Annotated in this window: 16 protein-coding genes and 2 pseudogenes; 7 read left to right on the top strand and 11 right to left on the bottom strand. The window is 69.6% G+C overall.

The features are described from left to right. The coding region (locus tag ACYVDA_RS20325; RefSeq protein ID WP_460820358.1) for a calcium-binding protein at positions 1-607 on the bottom strand (607 nt) is incomplete at its 3' end. Between the two features lie 656 nt (positions 608-1263). Between ACYVDA_RS20325 and ACYVDA_RS20320 the strand changes: the two genes are divergently transcribed. The 6 genes from ACYVDA_RS20320 (at position 1264) to ACYVDA_RS20295 (ending at position 7151) form a co-directional block, all read left to right on the top strand. Beyond that, positions 1264-1944, top strand: a complete 681-nt coding sequence (locus tag ACYVDA_RS20320; RefSeq protein WP_460820357.1) for a phosphatase PAP2 family protein — start codon at positions 1264-1266, stop codon at positions 1942-1944. After that, entirely contained in the window at positions 1941-2882 is a 942-nt protein-coding gene (locus tag ACYVDA_RS20315; RefSeq protein WP_460820356.1) for a DedA family protein, read from the top strand. Before ACYVDA_RS20320 ends, ACYVDA_RS20315 begins: the two co-directional genes overlap by 4 nt. A 136-nt stretch (positions 2883-3018) precedes the next feature. Beyond that, on the top strand, positions 3019-3708 hold the full coding sequence (locus ACYVDA_RS20310) for a response regulator transcription factor (protein WP_460820355.1): 690 nt from the start codon (positions 3019-3021) through the stop codon (positions 3706-3708). Next, positions 3705-5204, top strand: coding sequence for a sensor histidine kinase (locus ACYVDA_RS20305; RefSeq protein ID WP_460820354.1), 1500 nt, complete (start codon positions 3705-3707; stop codon positions 5202-5204). The genes ACYVDA_RS20310 and ACYVDA_RS20305 overlap by 4 nt, the downstream gene beginning before the upstream one ends. Positions 5205-5214: 10 nt before the next feature. Beyond that, complete coding sequence (locus ACYVDA_RS20300; protein WP_460820353.1) at positions 5215-6006, top strand: polyprenol monophosphomannose synthase; 792 nt, start codon at positions 5215-5217, stop codon at positions 6004-6006. Beyond that, on the top strand, positions 6003-7151 hold the full coding sequence (locus ACYVDA_RS20295; protein WP_460820352.1) for a lysylphosphatidylglycerol synthase domain-containing protein: 1149 nt from the start codon (positions 6003-6005) through the stop codon (positions 7149-7151). The genes ACYVDA_RS20300 and ACYVDA_RS20295 overlap by 4 nt, the downstream gene beginning before the upstream one ends. Here the strand turns inward: ACYVDA_RS20295 and ACYVDA_RS20290 are convergent. The 8 genes and pseudogenes from ACYVDA_RS20290 to ACYVDA_RS20255 form a co-directional block, all read right to left on the bottom strand. Beyond that, on the bottom strand, positions 7141-7932 hold the full coding sequence (locus tag ACYVDA_RS20290; protein ID WP_460820351.1) for a phosphatase PAP2 family protein: 792 nt from the start codon (positions 7930-7932) through the stop codon (positions 7141-7143). The genes ACYVDA_RS20295 and ACYVDA_RS20290 overlap by 11 nt on opposite strands. Beyond that, the gene (locus ACYVDA_RS20285) at positions 7929-9008 is read right to left on the bottom strand and encodes a hypothetical protein (RefSeq protein ID WP_460820350.1); all 1080 of its coding nucleotides are present in this window, start codon (positions 9006-9008) and stop codon (positions 7929-7931) included. The genes ACYVDA_RS20290 and ACYVDA_RS20285 overlap by 4 nt, the downstream gene beginning before the upstream one ends. Before the next feature lies 1 nt (position 9009). Beyond that, the gene (locus ACYVDA_RS20280; protein WP_460820364.1) at positions 9010-9936 is read right to left on the bottom strand and encodes a DMT family transporter; all 927 of its coding nucleotides are present in this window, start codon (positions 9934-9936) and stop codon (positions 9010-9012) included. A gap of 645 nt (positions 9937-10581) precedes the next feature. Next, positions 10582-11172 carry a cation diffusion facilitator family transporter gene (locus ACYVDA_RS20275; RefSeq protein ID WP_460820363.1) on the bottom strand — a complete coding sequence of 197 codons (591 nt, stop codon included), beginning with the start codon at positions 11170-11172 and terminating at the stop codon, positions 10582-10584. A gap of 361 nt (positions 11173-11533) precedes the next feature. Continuing rightward, positions 11534-12198: pseudogene (locus ACYVDA_RS20270) on the bottom strand (IS630 family transposase); the annotation flags it as partial. Positions 12199-12327: 129 nt separating this feature from the next. Beyond that, positions 12328-13080 (bottom strand): annotated as a pseudogene (locus tag ACYVDA_RS20265) (histidine kinase); the annotation flags it as partial. Positions 13081-14125: 1045 nt separating this feature from the next. Next, complete coding sequence (locus tag ACYVDA_RS20260; RefSeq protein ID WP_460820349.1) at positions 14126-14782, bottom strand: response regulator; 657 nt, start codon at positions 14780-14782, stop codon at positions 14126-14128. Further along, positions 14779-15906, bottom strand: a complete 1128-nt coding sequence (locus ACYVDA_RS20255) for a sensor histidine kinase (RefSeq protein WP_460820348.1) — start codon at positions 15904-15906, stop codon at positions 14779-14781. Before ACYVDA_RS20255 ends, ACYVDA_RS20260 begins: the two co-directional genes overlap by 4 nt. A 199-nt stretch (positions 15907-16105) precedes the next feature. Between ACYVDA_RS20255 and ACYVDA_RS20250 the strand changes: the two genes are divergently transcribed. Then, positions 16106-16783, top strand: coding sequence for a hypothetical protein (locus ACYVDA_RS20250; protein WP_460820347.1), 678 nt, complete (start codon positions 16106-16108; stop codon positions 16781-16783). A gap of 158 nt (positions 16784-16941) precedes the next feature. Here the strand turns inward: ACYVDA_RS20250 and ACYVDA_RS20245 are convergent, their stop codons facing one another. Next, positions 16942-17091: a hypothetical protein gene (locus tag ACYVDA_RS20245; protein WP_460820345.1), complete on the bottom strand. Its 150-nt coding sequence runs from the start codon at positions 17089-17091 to the stop codon at positions 16942-16944. Positions 17092-17103: 12 nt separating this feature from the next. Beyond that, positions 17104-17706, bottom strand: a complete 603-nt coding sequence (locus ACYVDA_RS20240; RefSeq protein ID WP_460820344.1) for a transposase — start codon at positions 17704-17706, stop codon at positions 17104-17106. Positions 17707-17854: the final 148 nt, after the last annotated feature.

Genomic DNA, 17854 nt, shown 5'->3' with positions numbered 1-17854 from the left:
CCGCGTCGATGTGGTCGTTCCCGGCGTCGCCGTTCTCGACGTCGGCGCCGTCACCGCCGTTGAGGGAGTCATCACCAGCGCCGCCGTCGATGTGGTCGTTCCCGGCGTCGCCGTTCTCGACGTCGGCGCCGTCACCGCCGTTGAGGGAGTCATCACCAGCGCCGCCGTCGATGTGGTCGTTCCCGGCGTCGCCGTTCTCGACGTCGGCGCCATCACCACCGTTGAGAGAGTCATCACCAGCACCACCGTCAACGTGGTCGTTGCCCGCGTCACCGTTCTCGACGTCATTGCCCTGACCACCGTTGAGGACGTCGCTGCCTTGGCCACCGACCAGGACGTCGTTACCGTTCCCGCCAATAATGTGATCGTCGCCCGCGCCTCCACAGATGACGTCATTGCCGCCCGCGCCGTAGATGGTGTCGTTGCCCCCCAGGGCGACGATGACGTCGCGGTGAGAGGTCCCGTGGATGACATCGCGGTGGGAGGTGCCGACGATGGTGGCCGCCAGCCCGTCGCACTTGTACGTCGAAGCCGAGGCGACGGCAGGGTGGTTGACCACGAGGAACGTGACCGGAGCAACGGCGAGGGCGATAGAACGCATGCGCATGGGGATTCTCCAACTGGGCGAGGTGGGTAAAGAGCAGCCGTACGTGCGTCTGCGACTGCGCATTCATCACATATCGGTATAAGAGTGTTACACGTCACGCCCGGGGCACGCACTATTTGGCTAAAGTTCGATTCCATTGCTGCCTGCCACCTCGCAGCCAGGCCTCCGGGGGCTCGATCGACGGCTTGCACTCACGGCACCCGGCCTATCGGGCAACGCGTCGCGTCCTCGCTCCTTGATATGGCACCTAGACGATCATCCCGCAACGGGCCCGGGACCCGCATACCGGTCCCGTGAGCTCTATGCCGACTGCCGCCTCGATCGTTTCCTACGGAGTGGGGGAGTTCCAGCGCGCTACAGATGAGTCAACCCCCACCCAAAGCTGGTCCTTAGTTGGTCCGGGACACGACCGTCCATTCGGTCGGGGTCGAGCTGGAGCGGAGTCCCTGGTCCTCGTGTGGGTCTCGGCGGTCGTTTGCCGGGTCTTGAAGGCATGCCGCGGCTGTCTCCGGGCGCGATTCCAGAGTGGGGCGGGCGGTGCTGCATCTTCACCGACGCTTAACGCTGCTTTTCCTACGGTGGGGCTACAGCCGCACTTCGGCGGTTCCACACCACGTCCGTCCACCGTTCGTGGGCCGGCGACCAGGAGGCGCAAGATGACGCACGGCACAGCCCAGGTTGTCTGGGCAGGACTCGACGACCGGTGGTTCCGGCTCGTCAACGCGATCACCCGCGACACTCCGTGGCTGCATGCTCCGGCGACGGCGTTCGCGAAGTATGGCGTCGTCGTGTTCGCGGGCCTCCTCGTGGCCTCGTGGTTGCTGGCCGGCCGTGACGGCTCGCTCCCCCGTGTTGCCGCTGCGTTGTGGGCGCCGATCGGTGCCCTGATCGCCTTGGGGGTGAATCAGGTGGTGGGCGCTGCGGTCGCCGAGCCCCGTCCCTATGCCGTCCTGGCCCATGTCGAGGTCTTGGTGAGCCGGTCGGCGGACTTCTCCTTCCCCAGCGACCACGCCGTCATGGCCGGTGCCGCCGCAGCCGGCGTGCTGCTGGCCCACCGGCGCCTCGGCGTGGCCACGGCCGCGCTCGCATTGCTGATGGCAGCCACCCGCGTCTACGTCGGGGCGCACTTCCCGCTCGACGTGGTAGCCGGGCTGCTCCTCGGGGCCGCCGTGACCGGCGGCTCCTGGCTGATCATCCGGCCACTGGCCGTCCCCGCGGTGGAGAGGCTGGCGCGTACGCCGCTGCGGCCGCTCCTCACCACGGCCCCGGTCCCTGCCTCACTGGTCACCGCTAGCTCTGAAGGCCAGTCTGGCGACCTCGTGGGGGCGCACCGATGACCGGGCTGTTCGAACAGTTCCTCCTGATGCCCACCTGGGTACTGCTCGTCATGGTCTTCACCCTCCCGGCTTTGGAGTCCTCGGCGTTCCTCGGTTTCGTCTTCCCGGGCGAGACGGCACTCCTGCTGGGCGGGGTGGCGGCCGGGATGGGCCACCTGCCTCTGCTGGCGGTGATCGCGACCGGCATCGCCGGGGCGGTCCTAGGAGACGCGGTCGGGTTCTGGGTCGGTCGACGGTGGGGACGCCGGGTGCTGGACTCGACCCTGGGTCGTATCGTGCCCTCGCACCACCTCGAGCGCGCCGAGCACGCGCTGCGTCACCGGGGTGTCGCTGCGGTCTTCCTGGGTCGTTTCACCGCCGCCCTGCGCGTCATGGTGCCTGGCCTCGCGGGCATGTCCGGGATGGCTCCGAAGCGGTTCCTGGCCGCCAACGTCAGCGGCGGCGTGGTCTGGGCGGCGCTCGTGGCCACGATCGGGTTCTTGGCTGGGGACAGCTGGCACACCGTGGAGGGATATGTCTCCCACGCCGGGCTGGCCCTGGCGGGCCTCGTAGTGGCGTGGCTGATTGGTCGCCGGGTGCTGCGCCGGTGGCGGCGCCCCACCGGTCCCGACACCGCTGAGGGACCAGCCCTCCACAGCGGCACGGAGCCCGTCTCCCGAGACACGACCCGGGCGCCCCGAGCTGGTCGGAGCGAGGTGAGACCCGTGAGTTCTATGCAAACACTCCCCACGTCCCCACGCAGGCTTGCCTCCACCGCATCTACCCTGAGGAAAGGCATGCGTCTGATGGAAGGCCTGTTGCATGGCGTGTTCACCGTCGTCGTCATTGTGATCAGCGTTGTTGCGCTGCTGATCCTGGTGACGGCCCTCGAGCCCGGCGGCGCTCGAAGGCGCAAGGAGCGCGACCAACCCCAGTCACGCTTACCGGATCGGCCCTGACGTCTCCGGCGGCACCGCTGTGAGTACCGCTCGGTGCGCGGCCTCAACAGGCTGTTCGACCGGGCGGTCGGCGTCGAGTGTTCTACGGTGGCGATCGGCGTCGTCACACCCCCACCACCAGGCTGGAGGCACACCTGTGAGGATCCTGCTGGCCGAGGACGACGTCCGCCTGGCCGCGCTGTTGGAGGAAACGCTCACCGAAGCCGGGTGGAAGACCGACGTGGTGCACGACGGTCGCGCCGCCTACGACCGGCTGCTCCGAGACCCGTCGTACGACGTGGCCTTGCTGGACTGGATGCTCCCCGGGATGGATGGCGTCACCGTCTCGCGCCGGCTCCGCGACCTGGGCCTGAGCGTCCCGGTCCTGATGCTCACCGCCCGTGGCGATGTCCGCGACCGCATCGAGGGACTCGACGCCGGCGCTGACGACTACATGCCAAAACCCTTCGACCTCGACGAGCTGCTCGCCCGGCTGCGGGCCCTGTACCGCCGCGGCGGACACACCGAGGACGCCCCCCTGCGGGTCGATGACCTGACCGTCGACCCTGGGTCCCGACGCGTCACCCGTGGCGCCACCGAGATCTCGATGTCGGCCCGCGAGTTCGACATCCTGCACCTGCTCGCGGACCACGCCGGGCACGTCGTGACCCGACAGGACGTCTTGGACGAGGTTTGGGACGGCGAGACCGACCTGCGCAGCAACGTCATCGATGTCCACCTGGCTGCGATCCGCGCCAAGATCGACAAGCCGTTCGGTCGTGACTCCATCACCACCGTGCGCGGAGTCGGCTTTCGGCTCGACCCCACCGCCGCCCCAGCCGGATGACTCGGGTCCGGACGCGACTGTCCCGGCTACCGCTGCGAGCGCGCCTGGTGGCCGGCTTCGCCGCCGCAACCCTGGTCACCACCCTGGCTGCCGGGGCGCTGATCTATTGGCGCGTCTCCTACGCCCTGGACCGAGGCCTGGACTCTGAGCTCACCCAGGCCGACCGACGGCTCACGGCCCTGGTCCGACCCGACGGGACCGTCGCGAACCACGCCCAGGCCGACGCCACCGGGGTCGGCTGGCAGATCCTCACCTCCGACGGCCGGGTCCTGGACCACGGCGGGCCCACCGGGGACAACGCCCTGGTCAGCGTCCGGCGTCTCCACCTCGCGGTCACCCAGCCACGGGTCTACAACGTCGGTGACTTCCTGCCCGTCTCGGCCCAATCGTTCCGCGTCCACGTGGCAGCGGCCGGCGGAACCCCCGGCGACCTGCTGCTCGTCGGCGTGCGCCGCGACCACCGCGACGAGGCGCTGCGAGAGCTCCTGGTCCAGTTCAGCGTCGCTGGGCTCGGGGTCCTCTTGATCAGCGCCCTGGTCGGGGACCGGCTCTCCCGCGCTGCCCTGCGACCGGTCGAGCGGTACCGCCGCCAGGCCGCCGAGATCGCCGGCGGCAGTGGCGACCTGCGTCTGGCCGTCCCCGCAAACCGTGACGACGAGATCACCCGCCTGGGCCACACCTTTAACGACATGCTTGCCTCGCTGGAGGAGGCCCTGGACCGCGAGCGTCACTTCGTCGACGACGCCAGCCACGAGTTGCGCACCCCCGTCACGCTGCTCACCAGTCGGGTCCAGCTGGCCCTGCGGCGCCCTCGCACCGTGGCCGAGCACGAACGCATCCTGACCGAGCTGCGCGTGGACCTGGACCGGCTCGCGCAGCTGGCCGAGCAGCTGCTGCAGGTCGGCCGCGTTGGGCTGCGTAACCGTGAGGACCCCCACGACAAAGACTTGGTCGCCACGGTCCAACGAGTCGTGACCCAGCGCCGTGCCGCTGACCCCTCCCGTGCCGGCGACCTGGTGGTCGCCCTGCCCTCCGACCCGCTGGTGGTGCCCCTGCCGGAGTTCCAGGTCGAGCGGATCGTCACCAACCTCCTCGACAACGCCGCCGCCCATGGCGCCCCACCCGTCGAGGTCACCGTCGACCGGGCCGCGGCCGGGTGGGCGCGGCTGGTGGTCGCCGATGCCGGCGACGGGATGGCGCTGGAGCTTCTGCGCACCGTCACGCAGCGGTTCGTGCGGGCCGAGGAGGCCCGCGGCCGTCCCGGGTCCGGGCTCGGGCTGTCGCTGGTCAATGCCCTGGTCATCCAGGCCGGCGGCGAGCTGCGGATCTGCTCGCGCGGGTGCCACACCAGCCACGGGCTCGACGTGACCGTCCCGTGCACCCACGACACCGCCACGACCATGACCGTGCTCCTGCCCACGACGGTCCCGGGGGACGACCAGGACCCCGGGCCTCCCGGCCCCGCCTTCACGAAGACTTCATCGACCTCGGCCTAGCGTCAGGTCCATGCGCTGCGTGATCGTCTGCCCGACCTACGACGAGGTCGACACCATCGGGAACCTGCTGGACCACATCGGCGCTGTGCGGGCGGACGTGGCTCGCTCCCAGGGCCACGACCTGAACGTCCTGGTCGTCGACGACGCCAGCCCCGACGGCACCCAGGACGTCGTCCGAGCCCACGTGGGCTTCCGTGACGACGCCCCTTCCGACCGCGGCTGGGTCCACCTGCTGGCCCGCACCGGCAAGGACGGCCTAGGGGCCGCCTACCGGGCCGGGTTCGCCCAGGCCCTGGCCGAGGGCTACGACGCCGTCGTGCAGCTCGACGCCGACGGTTCCCACCCCGTCGAGACCGTCCCCGCGCTTCTGGCTCTCCTGGCCACTCACGACGTCGCGATCGGTTCGCGCTACGTGCCTGGCGGCCACACCGTGAACTGGCCCGCTCGCCGCCGACTGATCTCCTGGGCCGCGAACACCTACGCCCGCACAGTCCTCGGCCTGCGCACCCGCGATACGACCGCCGGGATGCGGGCCTGGACGGCGGCAGCGGTACGCCGCGCCGGAGTCACGCAGACCACCTCCAGCGGGTACGGCTTCCAGGTCGAGAACACCTGGAGCACCGAACGCCGCGGGTTGCGCGTCGCCGAGCACCCGATCACCTTCACCGAGCGCACCGCAGGCGCTTCCAAGATGACCGCCTCAATCGCCCACGAAGCGGCGATGCTCGTGCTCACCTGGAAGGCCCAGGAGCTCCGCCAGCGGCTGCTTGGACGCCGCCGCACCGGGCAGGCCTGGGCGTGAGGAGCCACCCAGCGCCCGCGACCACGGCCCCGGCAATAAAGCCCTTCGAAGCTGTCCCGGCGGATCGGGCGGACGGCCTCCCCGCCACGTCACGATCGGCGGATCCCAGTTCGGACCGACGGGCGCGCCTGCGCTTCTTTCTGTCCTGGGCCGCGGCGGTCGGACTGGTCGCCGCCGTACTGCCCCGGGCCGTCTCGGTCTCCTGGCACGGCATCTGGCCCGTCCTAGGCTCGGTTCAATGGCCCGCGGTGCTCGGCCTTGGGGTGGTGTGGATCCTCGGTCTCTACGTCCACTCCTTCGTCCTCACCGCCGCGGCGCCGGGCCTGACCCATCGCCGTGCCCTGACCCTCAACCTCACCGGCTCGGCCGTGGCCAACGTCGTGCCCCTGGGTGGGGCCGCCGGCGTCGAGCTCAACCGCCGGATGATGCGCACCTGGGGCATCGACGGTCGCGCGTTCACCGGCTACACCTTCCTGACCAACCTGTGGGACGTCGGATCCAAACTGCTGCTTCCCCTGGTCGCGGTCGCCGCGCTCTTCCACGCCGGGGAGACCATCACGTCCTGGGTCCGCACAGCAGCCACCGTGGCCGCGGTCGCCTTCATCGCGTTCGCGGTGGCCTCGGCCTACGTGCTCTCTAGCGAGCGTGCCGCAGCCGCCGCTGGACGGGTCCTGGAACGCCTGGCCCGACGCGGCCTGCGACTCCTCGGGCAGCACGCGCGCGCCGACCGCGAGCTGGGCCTGGCCACCGCGCTGGTCGACGTGCGCGCCCAGAGCGCCGGACTCCTCCGGCGAGGCTGGCTGCGGATGTCCGCCGGCATGGCCGGCTACGTCTTCCTGCAGGGCATGCTCCTGGCCCTGTGCCTGGACATCACCGGCGCCACCAGCACCTGGCCCGAGGTCCTGGCCGCCTTCGCCGTCGAACGGCTGCTCACCGTCGTACCCCTCACCCCCGGCGGCGTCGGTGTCGCCGACCTCGGCCTCGTCGGCGTCCTCCTGGCCCTGGGCGGCGACCCGGTCAGCGTCACCGCCGCGGCCGTCCTCTACCGGGCGTTCGTCTTCCTGGTCGAGATCCCCGTCGGCGGCGGCGCCCTGGGCGCCTGGCTGCTGGCCCAGCAGCTGCGCCGCCCCGCCATCACCTCCTGACCTCCCCGGCCACCTCCCTGAGGGGCCCCGGGACCCCCAAGGTCCGTCGCGATTCGGCCAGACCGACCACGCACAGCAGCGCCAAGCTCGAAGCAGCCCCACCGAGCACGTCGGTCGGCCAGTGCACCCCGAGCCAGACCCGGCTCACCGACACCATCGTTGCTACCAGCACCGCTGCGAAGACCACGACCGCGCGCGAGGTCACCGACAAGGCACGGGCAGGCTCTCCGCGCCTTCGCGCGAGCAAGAGCAGGCTCACCAGCAACACCCACCCAACCCAGGCCTGGGTGGTATGGCCGGAGGTGTAGGACCATCCGCCTGCGGGCGCGGCCCAGTCGTGCGCTGGTGGCCGGGCCCGGTGCACCCACACGGCGACCACCTGGTGCAACACGACCGCCGCGGCGTACGACGCCAGGGCGAGCACCCCAGGACGCCAGGTCCCTCGACGACGGCGAACCGCGAGGGCGGCCAGCACGAGCAGCGGCACCAGGACCGCGGTGGTGCCCAGGTGCGTGGCCAGGCCCAGGACAGCGTCCAGCGGGGCGTTCCTGTGCACCAGGACCCATGTGTGCACCTGACGGTCCCACGGCGTGGGGCCGTGATGGCTGCGTGCGTCCCAGGTCAGCAGCCCGAACACCGCCCCCCACCCGATCAAACCCATGGCCCAGGCGCGAGAGGACCACCGCTGCGGGAGCAGCGTGGTCGAGCGGTCGCGCGACAACTGCGCGCCCCGCGCCACGGTCGCCGAACCGGCGTTGGACTCCTCATCGGCCGTGGTCAACGGGCCGCGTCCAGCAGCTCACAAGCGTCGGGCTCGGGGGCTGAAGCGAGCGGGTCGAGGCCCGACGACGCCGCACCGTCCACACCGGCGTGCCGGCCTCGGGCGAGCTCGGCGTGAGCGTGCAAGACGGCGCGAGCCGCTGCCGCCGAGCCGGCGGCAACAAGACCCGCAGCTGCGGCGCCGAGCACATCACCGGCCCCCAGTGAGACCGCAGCCTGGGTCATCCCGAGCAGGGCGATCAGACCCCAGGAAGCGGCGTGGGCCCGGGCGAGCCGGTCGTGCAGGTGCGGCGGTAGTGGGCGCCGGGGCTTTCCGTCGAACTTGCCTGGGGCGCGGCCGCCGGTAAAGAAGGTCTTGTAGGTTTCGATGGAGGTCACGGCCAAGCCACCGGCACCCATTGCGAGGGTCACCCAGTCGCCGGTGAACATCGACAGCGGTAGTGCCCAGGCCGTGGCGACCGCGGGGCTGCGCAGGAACTTCCAGCCGCTAAACCCCTCGACCGGCGCGTCCTTCCACGCTCCACCGACTGCGGTCAGCCACCCCCCGACACCACCGACGGTCAGCGGCACCAGCCAGCCCGGCACCGCGGCCCCGACCAGCCCCTGCAGCGCCGACACCCCAGCAGCGACCAGTCCCATCCCGACCAGAACCCCGGCCCCCACAGCCCAGCGGACCCGACGGTCCTCAACAGGGCGTCCACGGAAGCCCAACCGCATCGGGATGGTGTAGGCCGACTGGTCGTCGACACGCAAAATCGACTTCCACCACTCGGTCGTAAGCCGCTCCACGGCGTACACCACCCCCACGGCGGGCAGAAGCGCCCCGGCCACCGCTCCGGGCGGGGCCAGGAGAAGCACGACGGCGGCCCCCACCAGGGACAGCAGCAGGGTGCGGGCCTGGCGGAGCGCGTGGTAGCCCTCGAACGGCGAGTCCTTGTAGGCCCCCCACGTCCCCACGTGCAGCGCCACCGGAAGGGCCAGCGCACCCAGCGCCAGGACCGCACTGGCGATGGTCCACGCGCCCGGGAGAAGGCCCACCAGGGTCGTGAAGGTCGAGGCCGGATCGGTGAGGTGCACGTCAGGCTCCAGACTCTGCGGGGACGAGGGAAACACGACCGGTCTCGATCGGGAGAGGGTCGGGCTCCGTGCGCGCCAGCCGACGCAGCCCGAGGGTGACCAGGACAGCGCCGAGCAGCTCTCCGAGCAGGTCCAGCGGGCCGTGGGCCGGGGTCTCGCCCAGGACCAGAACCCCGAACCCCACGGCGACCAGCACGTCAACGACGTTGAGCAACGGCATCGAGGCCGAGAGCCGACCGGCGCGGTAGGCCCACTGGTTCAGCACCACGCCTGCGATGCCCACCGGAGCCACCAGCCAGGCCGCCCACGAGGTGGCCACGACGCCCGCGACTCCCCACGCCGAGGTGGGATGTCCGGCTGCGACCGCGACCGCGACGAGCTTGACCAGAGCGGCCGTGAGCCCGAATAACACCCCCGAGGCCAACCCGTAGGCACCGGCCCGGGTGACACCTGCGCGGCCCCGCGCCGCCCACGCCGCGACCGCGGTGGCCACCAGACCAGCTCCCACGAACAGCAGCGCAAGGGCCTGGTCGGGTCGGACCGGACCAACCGGGGCCGAGGGACGGCCCGAGACCAGGAAGGTCGCCAGACCGGCTGCGGTGACCGCGACGGTCGCCAGTTCGGACCGGCGGGGCCGGCGGCGGTCCAGCGCGGCCCGGACCGGCACGGCCAGCACGATGCCCGACACCACGATCGGTTGGACCACGACCAGCAGACCGATTCCCAGGGCCCAGGCGTGCAGGGCGAAGGACGCGAACGCCACCAGTTGCCCGAACACCCACCACGGCTGCCGTACCAGCCCGGCCGGCCTGGCGTCGCGACCCATCGCCACGGCGCCAGCCAGCCGTGCATTGGCGTGGTGCTGCAAAGACGTGGACACCGCGAACCCGCCCGCCGCACACGCCGCCACAAGCACACCAATCCACATCACGACCCGCACCCTAGGAACCTCCACGTGAAGCCACCGTGAAGGCGCCCTTCAGCCGTCGAGGACCAGGTCAGCGACGCAGGTCAGTTCACGCTCACCCGCCCGACAGGACCTACCAGGGACCACTGCCGCTCACACGTACCACTAGCTGCTCTGACCACACAGGTTGGGTACGAGATCGGGCGTGGGTCACCTATGGCTGCACCACGCCCGTTCTTGGACTCGGTCCCCTTAGCCGTGACGTTCCTGGCCATCTTGGAAGCCCCGCCCACGCGAACGTAGGCACCTGCAAGTGCCGGCACCACCTGAGCATTCATGTGAGCGCCCCAGGAGAACGCTGACATAGGAGTTGAGAAGGCCACGCTTCGCGCAAATGCGTCCACACCGCGAAGTGTGAACAGCCGAGCGGTGACGGCGTGCAGAGCGCGGAAGCAAGCGGCTGGAGACAGGGGGAAGTACTGCTCACTGCTGACGTCCACCATTTCCAAAGACTAAACCGCTGCCTGGCCAGAATTGATAGCCAATCACACCAACGAGGACTGCGGGTTCGTGACCTCTGGGGCATCCTCACCCGGTGGACGAGTGGCTCACCTACGCCGCGGCCGTAGAGGTCCTTGGCTGCGGCGACCGGCGTCACGTACGGGGCTAGATGAAAGTGTTCCCCGCCGCTTGATCACGCGTAAGGTCGCGCTTGACGTCCCGCAGAAGCCTGCCCGCCTGACCGGCAATGACAAGACCGACCCCAAGAGCAACAGCTGCGTCGAGCCAATACCAGCCTCCGCGCCACAGGATGATCGCTCCCGAAGTGGCGACTGCACCGGCTGCCACCGCATCAGCAACGGTGTCTAAGACAATTGAACGCATGTGCAGGTCCTGATCATCGTCATCACCACCAGCGATAACGGCGCAGACCAACATGGTGAGCATGGTGACCACGCTCGCGATGAGCACGGGCAACCCCTGGACCTGGGGACTGTGACTAACAAGCCGGCGCACTGCTTCAACCATCACCCCGAGCGTGACGAGCAGCAGCAAGCTCCCGTTGAGCCCGGCGACGACCGTAGTCGCCTTGGAGCGACCCCCAGCACGATCGCGTAGGCGGATGGCGAACAGGCCGAGGGCTATCGCCAGCGAGTCGGCAAGTGAGTCGCCGCCGGCTGCCAGCACGCCCAGAGAGTGAGCACTGAGCCCAACGATGACCAGGCCACCTATGAGCAGCAGGTTGAGGGCGAGCACGATCGACAATCGCCACGACTGTGTCACAGCTCAACCGTTGGACTGGCGGCGTAAGCGCTATAGGTCGGTGGTGGCGCGGTTGAAATGGTCACCCTTGTACCATCTCATCACGGTGGGCGGTGCGCCGCTCTGCCCAAAGTTCGAACGGTGTTTTGCGACAGGGCAAGAGGTCAAGACCCAGATGACAAACGATTTAGATGCGGGTCTTGTACTCGTGGTCGCAATGATTGCCGCTCTCGGGGGTTTGCTCTTCTTCTTGGCTTGGATTGAACAAGGTCTTGATAATCCAGCGGGTCAACAATCGCTGTGGTCGCGCCTCCGCAAGCGCTTTAAACGCCGATCCTGAGCTGGTGCCGCAGGACTAGTGGCGTGGATTTGAAGTTGTTGGACGGTTGGCCTTCGCGAGGATCTGGTCGGCGGTCTTGGTCCATACGAATGGGTGGGCGCGGTCGTTCCAGCCGTTGATGAAGGCGCGGATCTTGGCGTTGAGGTCGGCCACGGACTTGAACACACCGCGACGGATGGCTTGGCGTTCGACGATGCCGAACCAGACCTCGACCAGGTTCATTCACGAGGCATGGGTCGGGGTGAAGTGCACCGTGAAGCGGGGGTGCTCAGCGAGCCACGCCTTCACGTTCTTGTGTTTGTGGGCGGCGTAGTTGTCCATCACCAGATGCAGCTGCACCGGCACGCCGTCCTCGTCGAGGACATGGCGGTAGGCCCGCTCGATCTGGCTGAGGAACGCCAAGAACTCCTGGTGACGGTGGCGCGGCTTGAGCGCCGCGGTCACCTCGCCCGTGGCGATGTCGAGTGCCGCGAACAACGTCGAGGTGCCGTGCCGGTAGTAGTCATGGGAGCGGCGTTCGATCCGGCCTTCGGCCTTCGGCCATCGGCAGGATCGGCACGGTCCGGTCCAGCGCCTGGACCTGGGACTTCTCATCGACACACAGCACGATCGCGTTCTCCGGGGGGCAAGTACAGCCCGCAGATGCCGGTGACCTTGCCGACCAGCTCGGGATCGGTGGAGTGGGGCACCGGGTCAGCGCAGACCGTGACGCGCAAGCCTACGGCGCGCACCTGGTCGACCAGATCGGGCAGCATCGCCAGGCCTGGTTGCGGATGACGATTCATGGGCGAGGCGTCGTCCGCACGAAGCACCGCCAACAGTCGCTGGAGCTCCGCCACCGACGACCGGGCGGCCACCTCGATGCAAACCATGGCCTCACGCGCAGCGGCCTTGTTGTCGTTGTCGAGGAGGGTGCGGGCGGCTCCGGCGTGCACGCCCATCACGCTGACGCTGTGCGCGATCACGTCGTGCAGCTCGCGCGCGATGCGGGCACGCTCGTCGGCCAGCGCGAGGGTTGCCTCCGCGGCCCGTTGCTCGACCACGAGCTGGGCGTCACTCACCGCCACCTCGGCCCTGGCCAACCGGGTGCGAACGACGTCCCCGGCCAGCCAGGTCCCGAGGATGACGAACACCGAGAACAGCACCTCGCCCTGCACCCGCTCTTCGGGGATCACGGTGTAGATGACGGCCTGTGTGGCCAGGACAAGGACCAGGCATGCCACCTGCCCACGCCGGGCGTACGCGGCCGTCGTGTAGTTCGCGATCGCCATCGGGAGCAGGGCACCCAACAGCGACAGGTACGGGGTGACGGCGATGAGCTGGACGATCATCGCGGCACAGATGGCGGCTACGAAGAGCGGCCGCAGCCGTCGCCAAGCGAGCGGTCCAACGGTTCCCAGCACGAGAAGCCCCCGGGCCACTTGCTCGGGGTGTGGAGCGACACCCACGCCACCGTCGCTCCAGCCAAGCCACACCTGAGACTCAGCGATCAGCAGGAGTACGGCGCAGGCCAGCCCATCCACCCGTCGTGCCGGGAACTGACCGCGTCCGATCAGGGTCATGGACACGACGATAGGTCCTTTGGACCCGAGCGGCGTCTATCCCTGGGCAGACACGGATCCACCGGTAGGCCGACCTCGCTCTCTGCGAAGTCATCCCTTCGTACTGCAGCGACGGCCCACAGACAGACGACCCGGGACTCCCCCCGGCCGACAGTCGGGGGACCACGTTTCCACGACCCGAGGAGTTCCCATGTTCGAACCCACCACACCTCGCGACACTGCGCCGGGCAGGGTGCGTCAGCTCCTGCTGGCCGGCCCGGCCTACGCCGCACTACTGGTGGTCGGGGCGGCCGCTTTGCCCGCGCCACCCGGTGGCGACATGGCCGCGGCGGCCGACCCCGGCTGGCTCGTGCACCACACCGGCGCCGTCATCGGGCAGGCCTACGTGCGTGGCCTCGGCGCCCTGGCCTTCATCGTCCTGGCCGTGGCTGTGGCCGAATTCTGCCGCCGTGACCAACGCTCCGCATCGCTTGCCGCGGCAGCCCTGGCCGGTGGCGTACTCAGCGGCGGCCTCATGCTGCTGTCCCAGGCCGTGGCCCTCGGCTCGGCCCAGTTCGTGCACGGCGGGGGAGGAGCCGATGCGTCCCGCCCCTCGGCCATATGCAAGAGGGCATCCTGGACGTGTCCTCGCTTCCCGCCACCCTGCTATTCGGTGCCACCGGACTCGCCGTGCTCCGCACGTCCGGCACACCCCAGTGGTTCGGCTGGTTCAGCCTGGTCGGGGTGCCCTTCATCCTCGTCGACGCCAGCAGCTACGACGGTGGCCCCCTCGAGATCGCCGGCCTCCTCGGGCTGATCTACTTCCTGCTCTGGGCGCTGCCGGCCGGTTACCTACTGCACCGCTCGCCAGCAAACACCGCCCCAGTGAGGGGCCGAGGAATTCGGGGTCCCCGCGACAACAGTGAAGACCCACGTGGGCGTGCTGACGAGGCTCGGACTAGGTGACCGCGTGCCGGCGGTCAACGACGCCTACGACTACTGACTGATGGGCCCGGAAGCTTCAGACGAGTGTCCGGCGCCGTATGCGGTTTGCCGGGTGGGGGTGTCAGTCAGCTCCGGGGGAGACCAGGCCGCATTCATACGCGAGCACGGTGAGCTGGACCCGGTCGCGAAGACCCACCTTGGTCAGGAGGTGGGAGACGTAGGTCTTCACCGTCGCCTCGCTCAGGAACAGTTCGGCGGCGATCTCCGCGTTCGAGCGGCCGCGCGCGATCAGGCCGAGCACCTCGGCCTCCCGTTCGGTGACTGCTGCCAACCGCGGGTCCGGACTTCCGGGTCGGGGCCGGGCCACGAACCGGTCCAGCAGCCGGCGGGTCAACGCCGGCGCGAGCAGCGCCTCGCCCCGGGCCACCGCCTCGACGGCGTGGACGAGGTCGGCGGGGGAGAGGTCCTTCAGCAGAAACCCGCTGGCACCGGCCTTGACCGCTTCGTAGACGTACTCGTCGAGGTCGAAGGTCGTCAGTGCCACGATCCTCACGTCCGGGGTCCGTGCCACGATCTGCCGGGTGGCCTCGATGCCGTCCATCCTCGGCATCCTGACGTCCATCAGAACAACATCGGGCCGCAGCGCGACGGCGCGTTCCACGGCCTCGACACCATCGGCCGCCTCTCCCACCACCTCGAGTCCACCGCGCTCGAGGATCATCCGGAAGCCGGCCCGCACCAGCTCCTGGTCGTCGACGACCAGGACGCGCAGCGTCATCGTGCTACCGGCAGGCTCGCCCGGACGGCGAACCCGCCGCCCGGCTCAGGACCGGCGAGCACGTGACCGCCGTAGAGCACCGCCCGCTCGTGCATGCCGAGCAGCCCGTGTCCCGACGTTGCGGCGGCCACCTCGCCGCCGCACCCGTCGTCGACCACCTCCACGTGGATCGCGTCGTCGGCGTACGTGAGGGTCACGTTGCATCTTGTCGCTGCCGCGTGTCGGCGGACGTTGGTCAGCGCCTCCTGCACGATCCGGTACGCCGCCAGGTCGACCCCGGCCGGCAACGCGCCCACGGTGCCGAATATGCGGAGCCCCACATTGGGCCCGTGACACTGCTCGATCAGCGAGGGCAGCGCGTCCAGCCGTGGTTGCGGGGTCAGCGGGGCGTGGTCGAGCAGGCGGAGCATCGAGACCAGGCGGCGCATCTCGGCGAGGGCGTCGTTGCCGGTCGTCCGGATGCTGCCCAGGGCGCGGCGCACGAACTCCGGGTCTGCCGGGCCGGCCTCCTCGGCCGCGCCGGCCTGCACGACCATCGAGCTCACCGAGTGTGCCACGATGTCGTGCAGCTCGCGGGCGATCCGGGCGCGCTCGTCGAGCACCGCCTGCATCGCCTGCTCGGCAGCGCCGACCTCGGCCTCGATCGCACGCCGGGTCGACTCGTGAGCCCGGCGTTCTAGCACCCGCAACCCGGAGCCGGCCGACCAGACGAGCGCGGTAACGGTCCAGTGGAAGGTGATCTCGCCGGGGTCCTGCATCAGCGGCACGAACAGGTCGATCCCGAGGAGTGACAGGGCGGCCAGACCGGCGACGTACCAAGGCGTGCGGGCCCGCCCGAACCGGGCGGCCATGAAGACGGTGAGCTCCAGCGGCACCATCTGCCCGTAGAACAGCACGTACGTCGGCGCCGCCAGGCCGACGACTCCCCAGACGACCGGGAAGGTCAGGGCCGGGGCCAGTGGCTGCCGCCGCACCCAGAGCAGGGCGACGGCCGTGAGCAGCACCGCCACCGTCGCGGAGCCCGCCGACCCCGATCCCTGTCGTGAGGTGAACGGCACCCACACCTCACTCAGGCCGACAACGGCGACCGCGACTGCGATCAGCACCTCGATGCGGCGAGGCACCGACACCCGAGGCGACACCGGGGCAGAGGCCGGGGAGGTCCGCGCTTCGGTCACACCCGAAACCCTAGGTGTCCGGACGCCGCCCCGGCAGTCATCAAAAGTTGACCGGGTCTCATCTTGCGGCCGATGTGGGCGGCAGGCCAATGGCGGTGTGCTGGTCAACGGCCGGATCCACCGGCCACGAACCCCGGAGGTCCCGATGTATCCCGACACCCCTTCCCGACTCCGCGCGGCACAGGTCGCCCTGATCACCAGCCCGGTCCTTGCCGCCGTATCGATCGTCTTCCAGCCCAACCTCGACGGCCCGCCGCGCGAGCAGTTGGCCGCGCTCGGTGCCTCCCCGCTGGCCGCCGTGTCGGCGGTCGCATTCCTCGTGAGCCAGCTGCCCTTGCTGATCGCCGTGCTCGCGATCGGGCGGCTGCTGCTTCCGCGTGCTCCTCGCCTGTCGGCCTGGGGCACCGCCCTCGGCGTCCTGGGCTGCTTCGGCCACATCGTGTTCGGTGGCACCTCGATGGTCATGGTGATGATGGCCCGTGATCAGGCCAACCGTGGCGTGTACGCGGACCTGTTGACCCAGCTGCAGAGCTCACCGGTGATGCTGTTCTCCCTGGCCGGCCTCGGTGGCACCGTCCTCGGTCTGATGCTTCTCGGCATCGGTGTGTTCCGCACCCGCACCGGTCTGGTCTGGGTGGGACCGGCGATCTGGGCGTTCCTCCTGGTGGAGTTCATCGGCTCGGCCCTGAGCGCCTACGCGTCGTACGTCTCCGTGCTTCTCCTCGGTGCCGCGTTCTTCGCCCTCGTCGGCCAGCTGGCTCCCGGCAAGGCCTCAGATGAAGCGGCCACCTCGGAGGGGGCGACACCCTTCGCCGCCGTCTGACTCTGCGGACGCAGGTCGGGGTCCGGACGCTCCTATGGTTCGTCAAGCCCCTGCAGGGTGCCGGTGCTCGAGCAGTCGGTAGAGATCTCTTGCGATGTAGCGCTTGAGGCATCGCTTGATCTCGCGGGGGTCTTGCCTTCGGCGGTGCGTCGGGCGATTTAGTCGCGGGTGGCTTGGTGGCAGGTGATCCGGGTGATGACCATGGTGTGCAAGGCCCGGTTGAGTTGACGGTCGCCGTAGGGGTTCAGGCGATAGCGGGTATTGACCTGACCGCGGTTCGCGGGGATCAGTGAGACGCCGGCGAGCATGGCGAAGGCTGCTTAGGAGTGCACGCGGCCGGAATGGGACCACGCGCACAGGACCGTGGCGGCGACGATCGGTCCCACCCCGACCTGCGCGAGGAGATCGGGCCGCCAGACGCGCACGATCGCCAGGATCGCGCGCTGGTGTTCGGCTGCTTCCGCGCTCATCGCCAGCGAACGCCGCGCTAGAGCCTTCAGGGCTGTTGCGGTTGAGCGGGTTTCGGTGTCCCACGACTGGCTGATCCGCAGCGCCGAGGCGGTCTTGAGCATGGCGGGGATCTTCTGGCCGCGGAATCGGGCACGCCGTGCTTCGGGGGCTGCGATGACCAGGCTGAACAGCTGGCGCTGCGCCACGGCGGCAGCATCGACTGCGGAGCGCCGTGCGGCAAACAGGACCGAGAAGGCCTGGCGTACACCAGACGCACGAGGGGTGCCGACCTTGGGGCGAGCCAGTGCCTCACGGGCCGCACGGATGGCGTCGACCGGGTGGGACTTGACGCCGTTGCGGCGGCGTGCTCGTTCGGGGCGGTCGAGCTGGATGACGACCTCCTCGCCCTGAGCCAGGCGCCGGGTCAGCCCGGCGCCGTGGCCGCCGGTGCCTTCGATTGCCCCGACACGCATCGGGTAGGGCTCGGCGAACTCTGTTGCGTGCCGGGTTCAGTAGAGACTCTGAACTGACGCGTCGACGGTAGTCGGCGCGGGGTTGAGCCGGTAGTGCTCTTCTTCGAACTCGACGGGTGGGACGAGTCCGATCTCGCCGTGTAGCCGT

Source organism: Nocardioides korecus, assembly GCF_054778395.1.
This window is presented reverse-complemented; position numbering and strand designations above follow the sequence as displayed.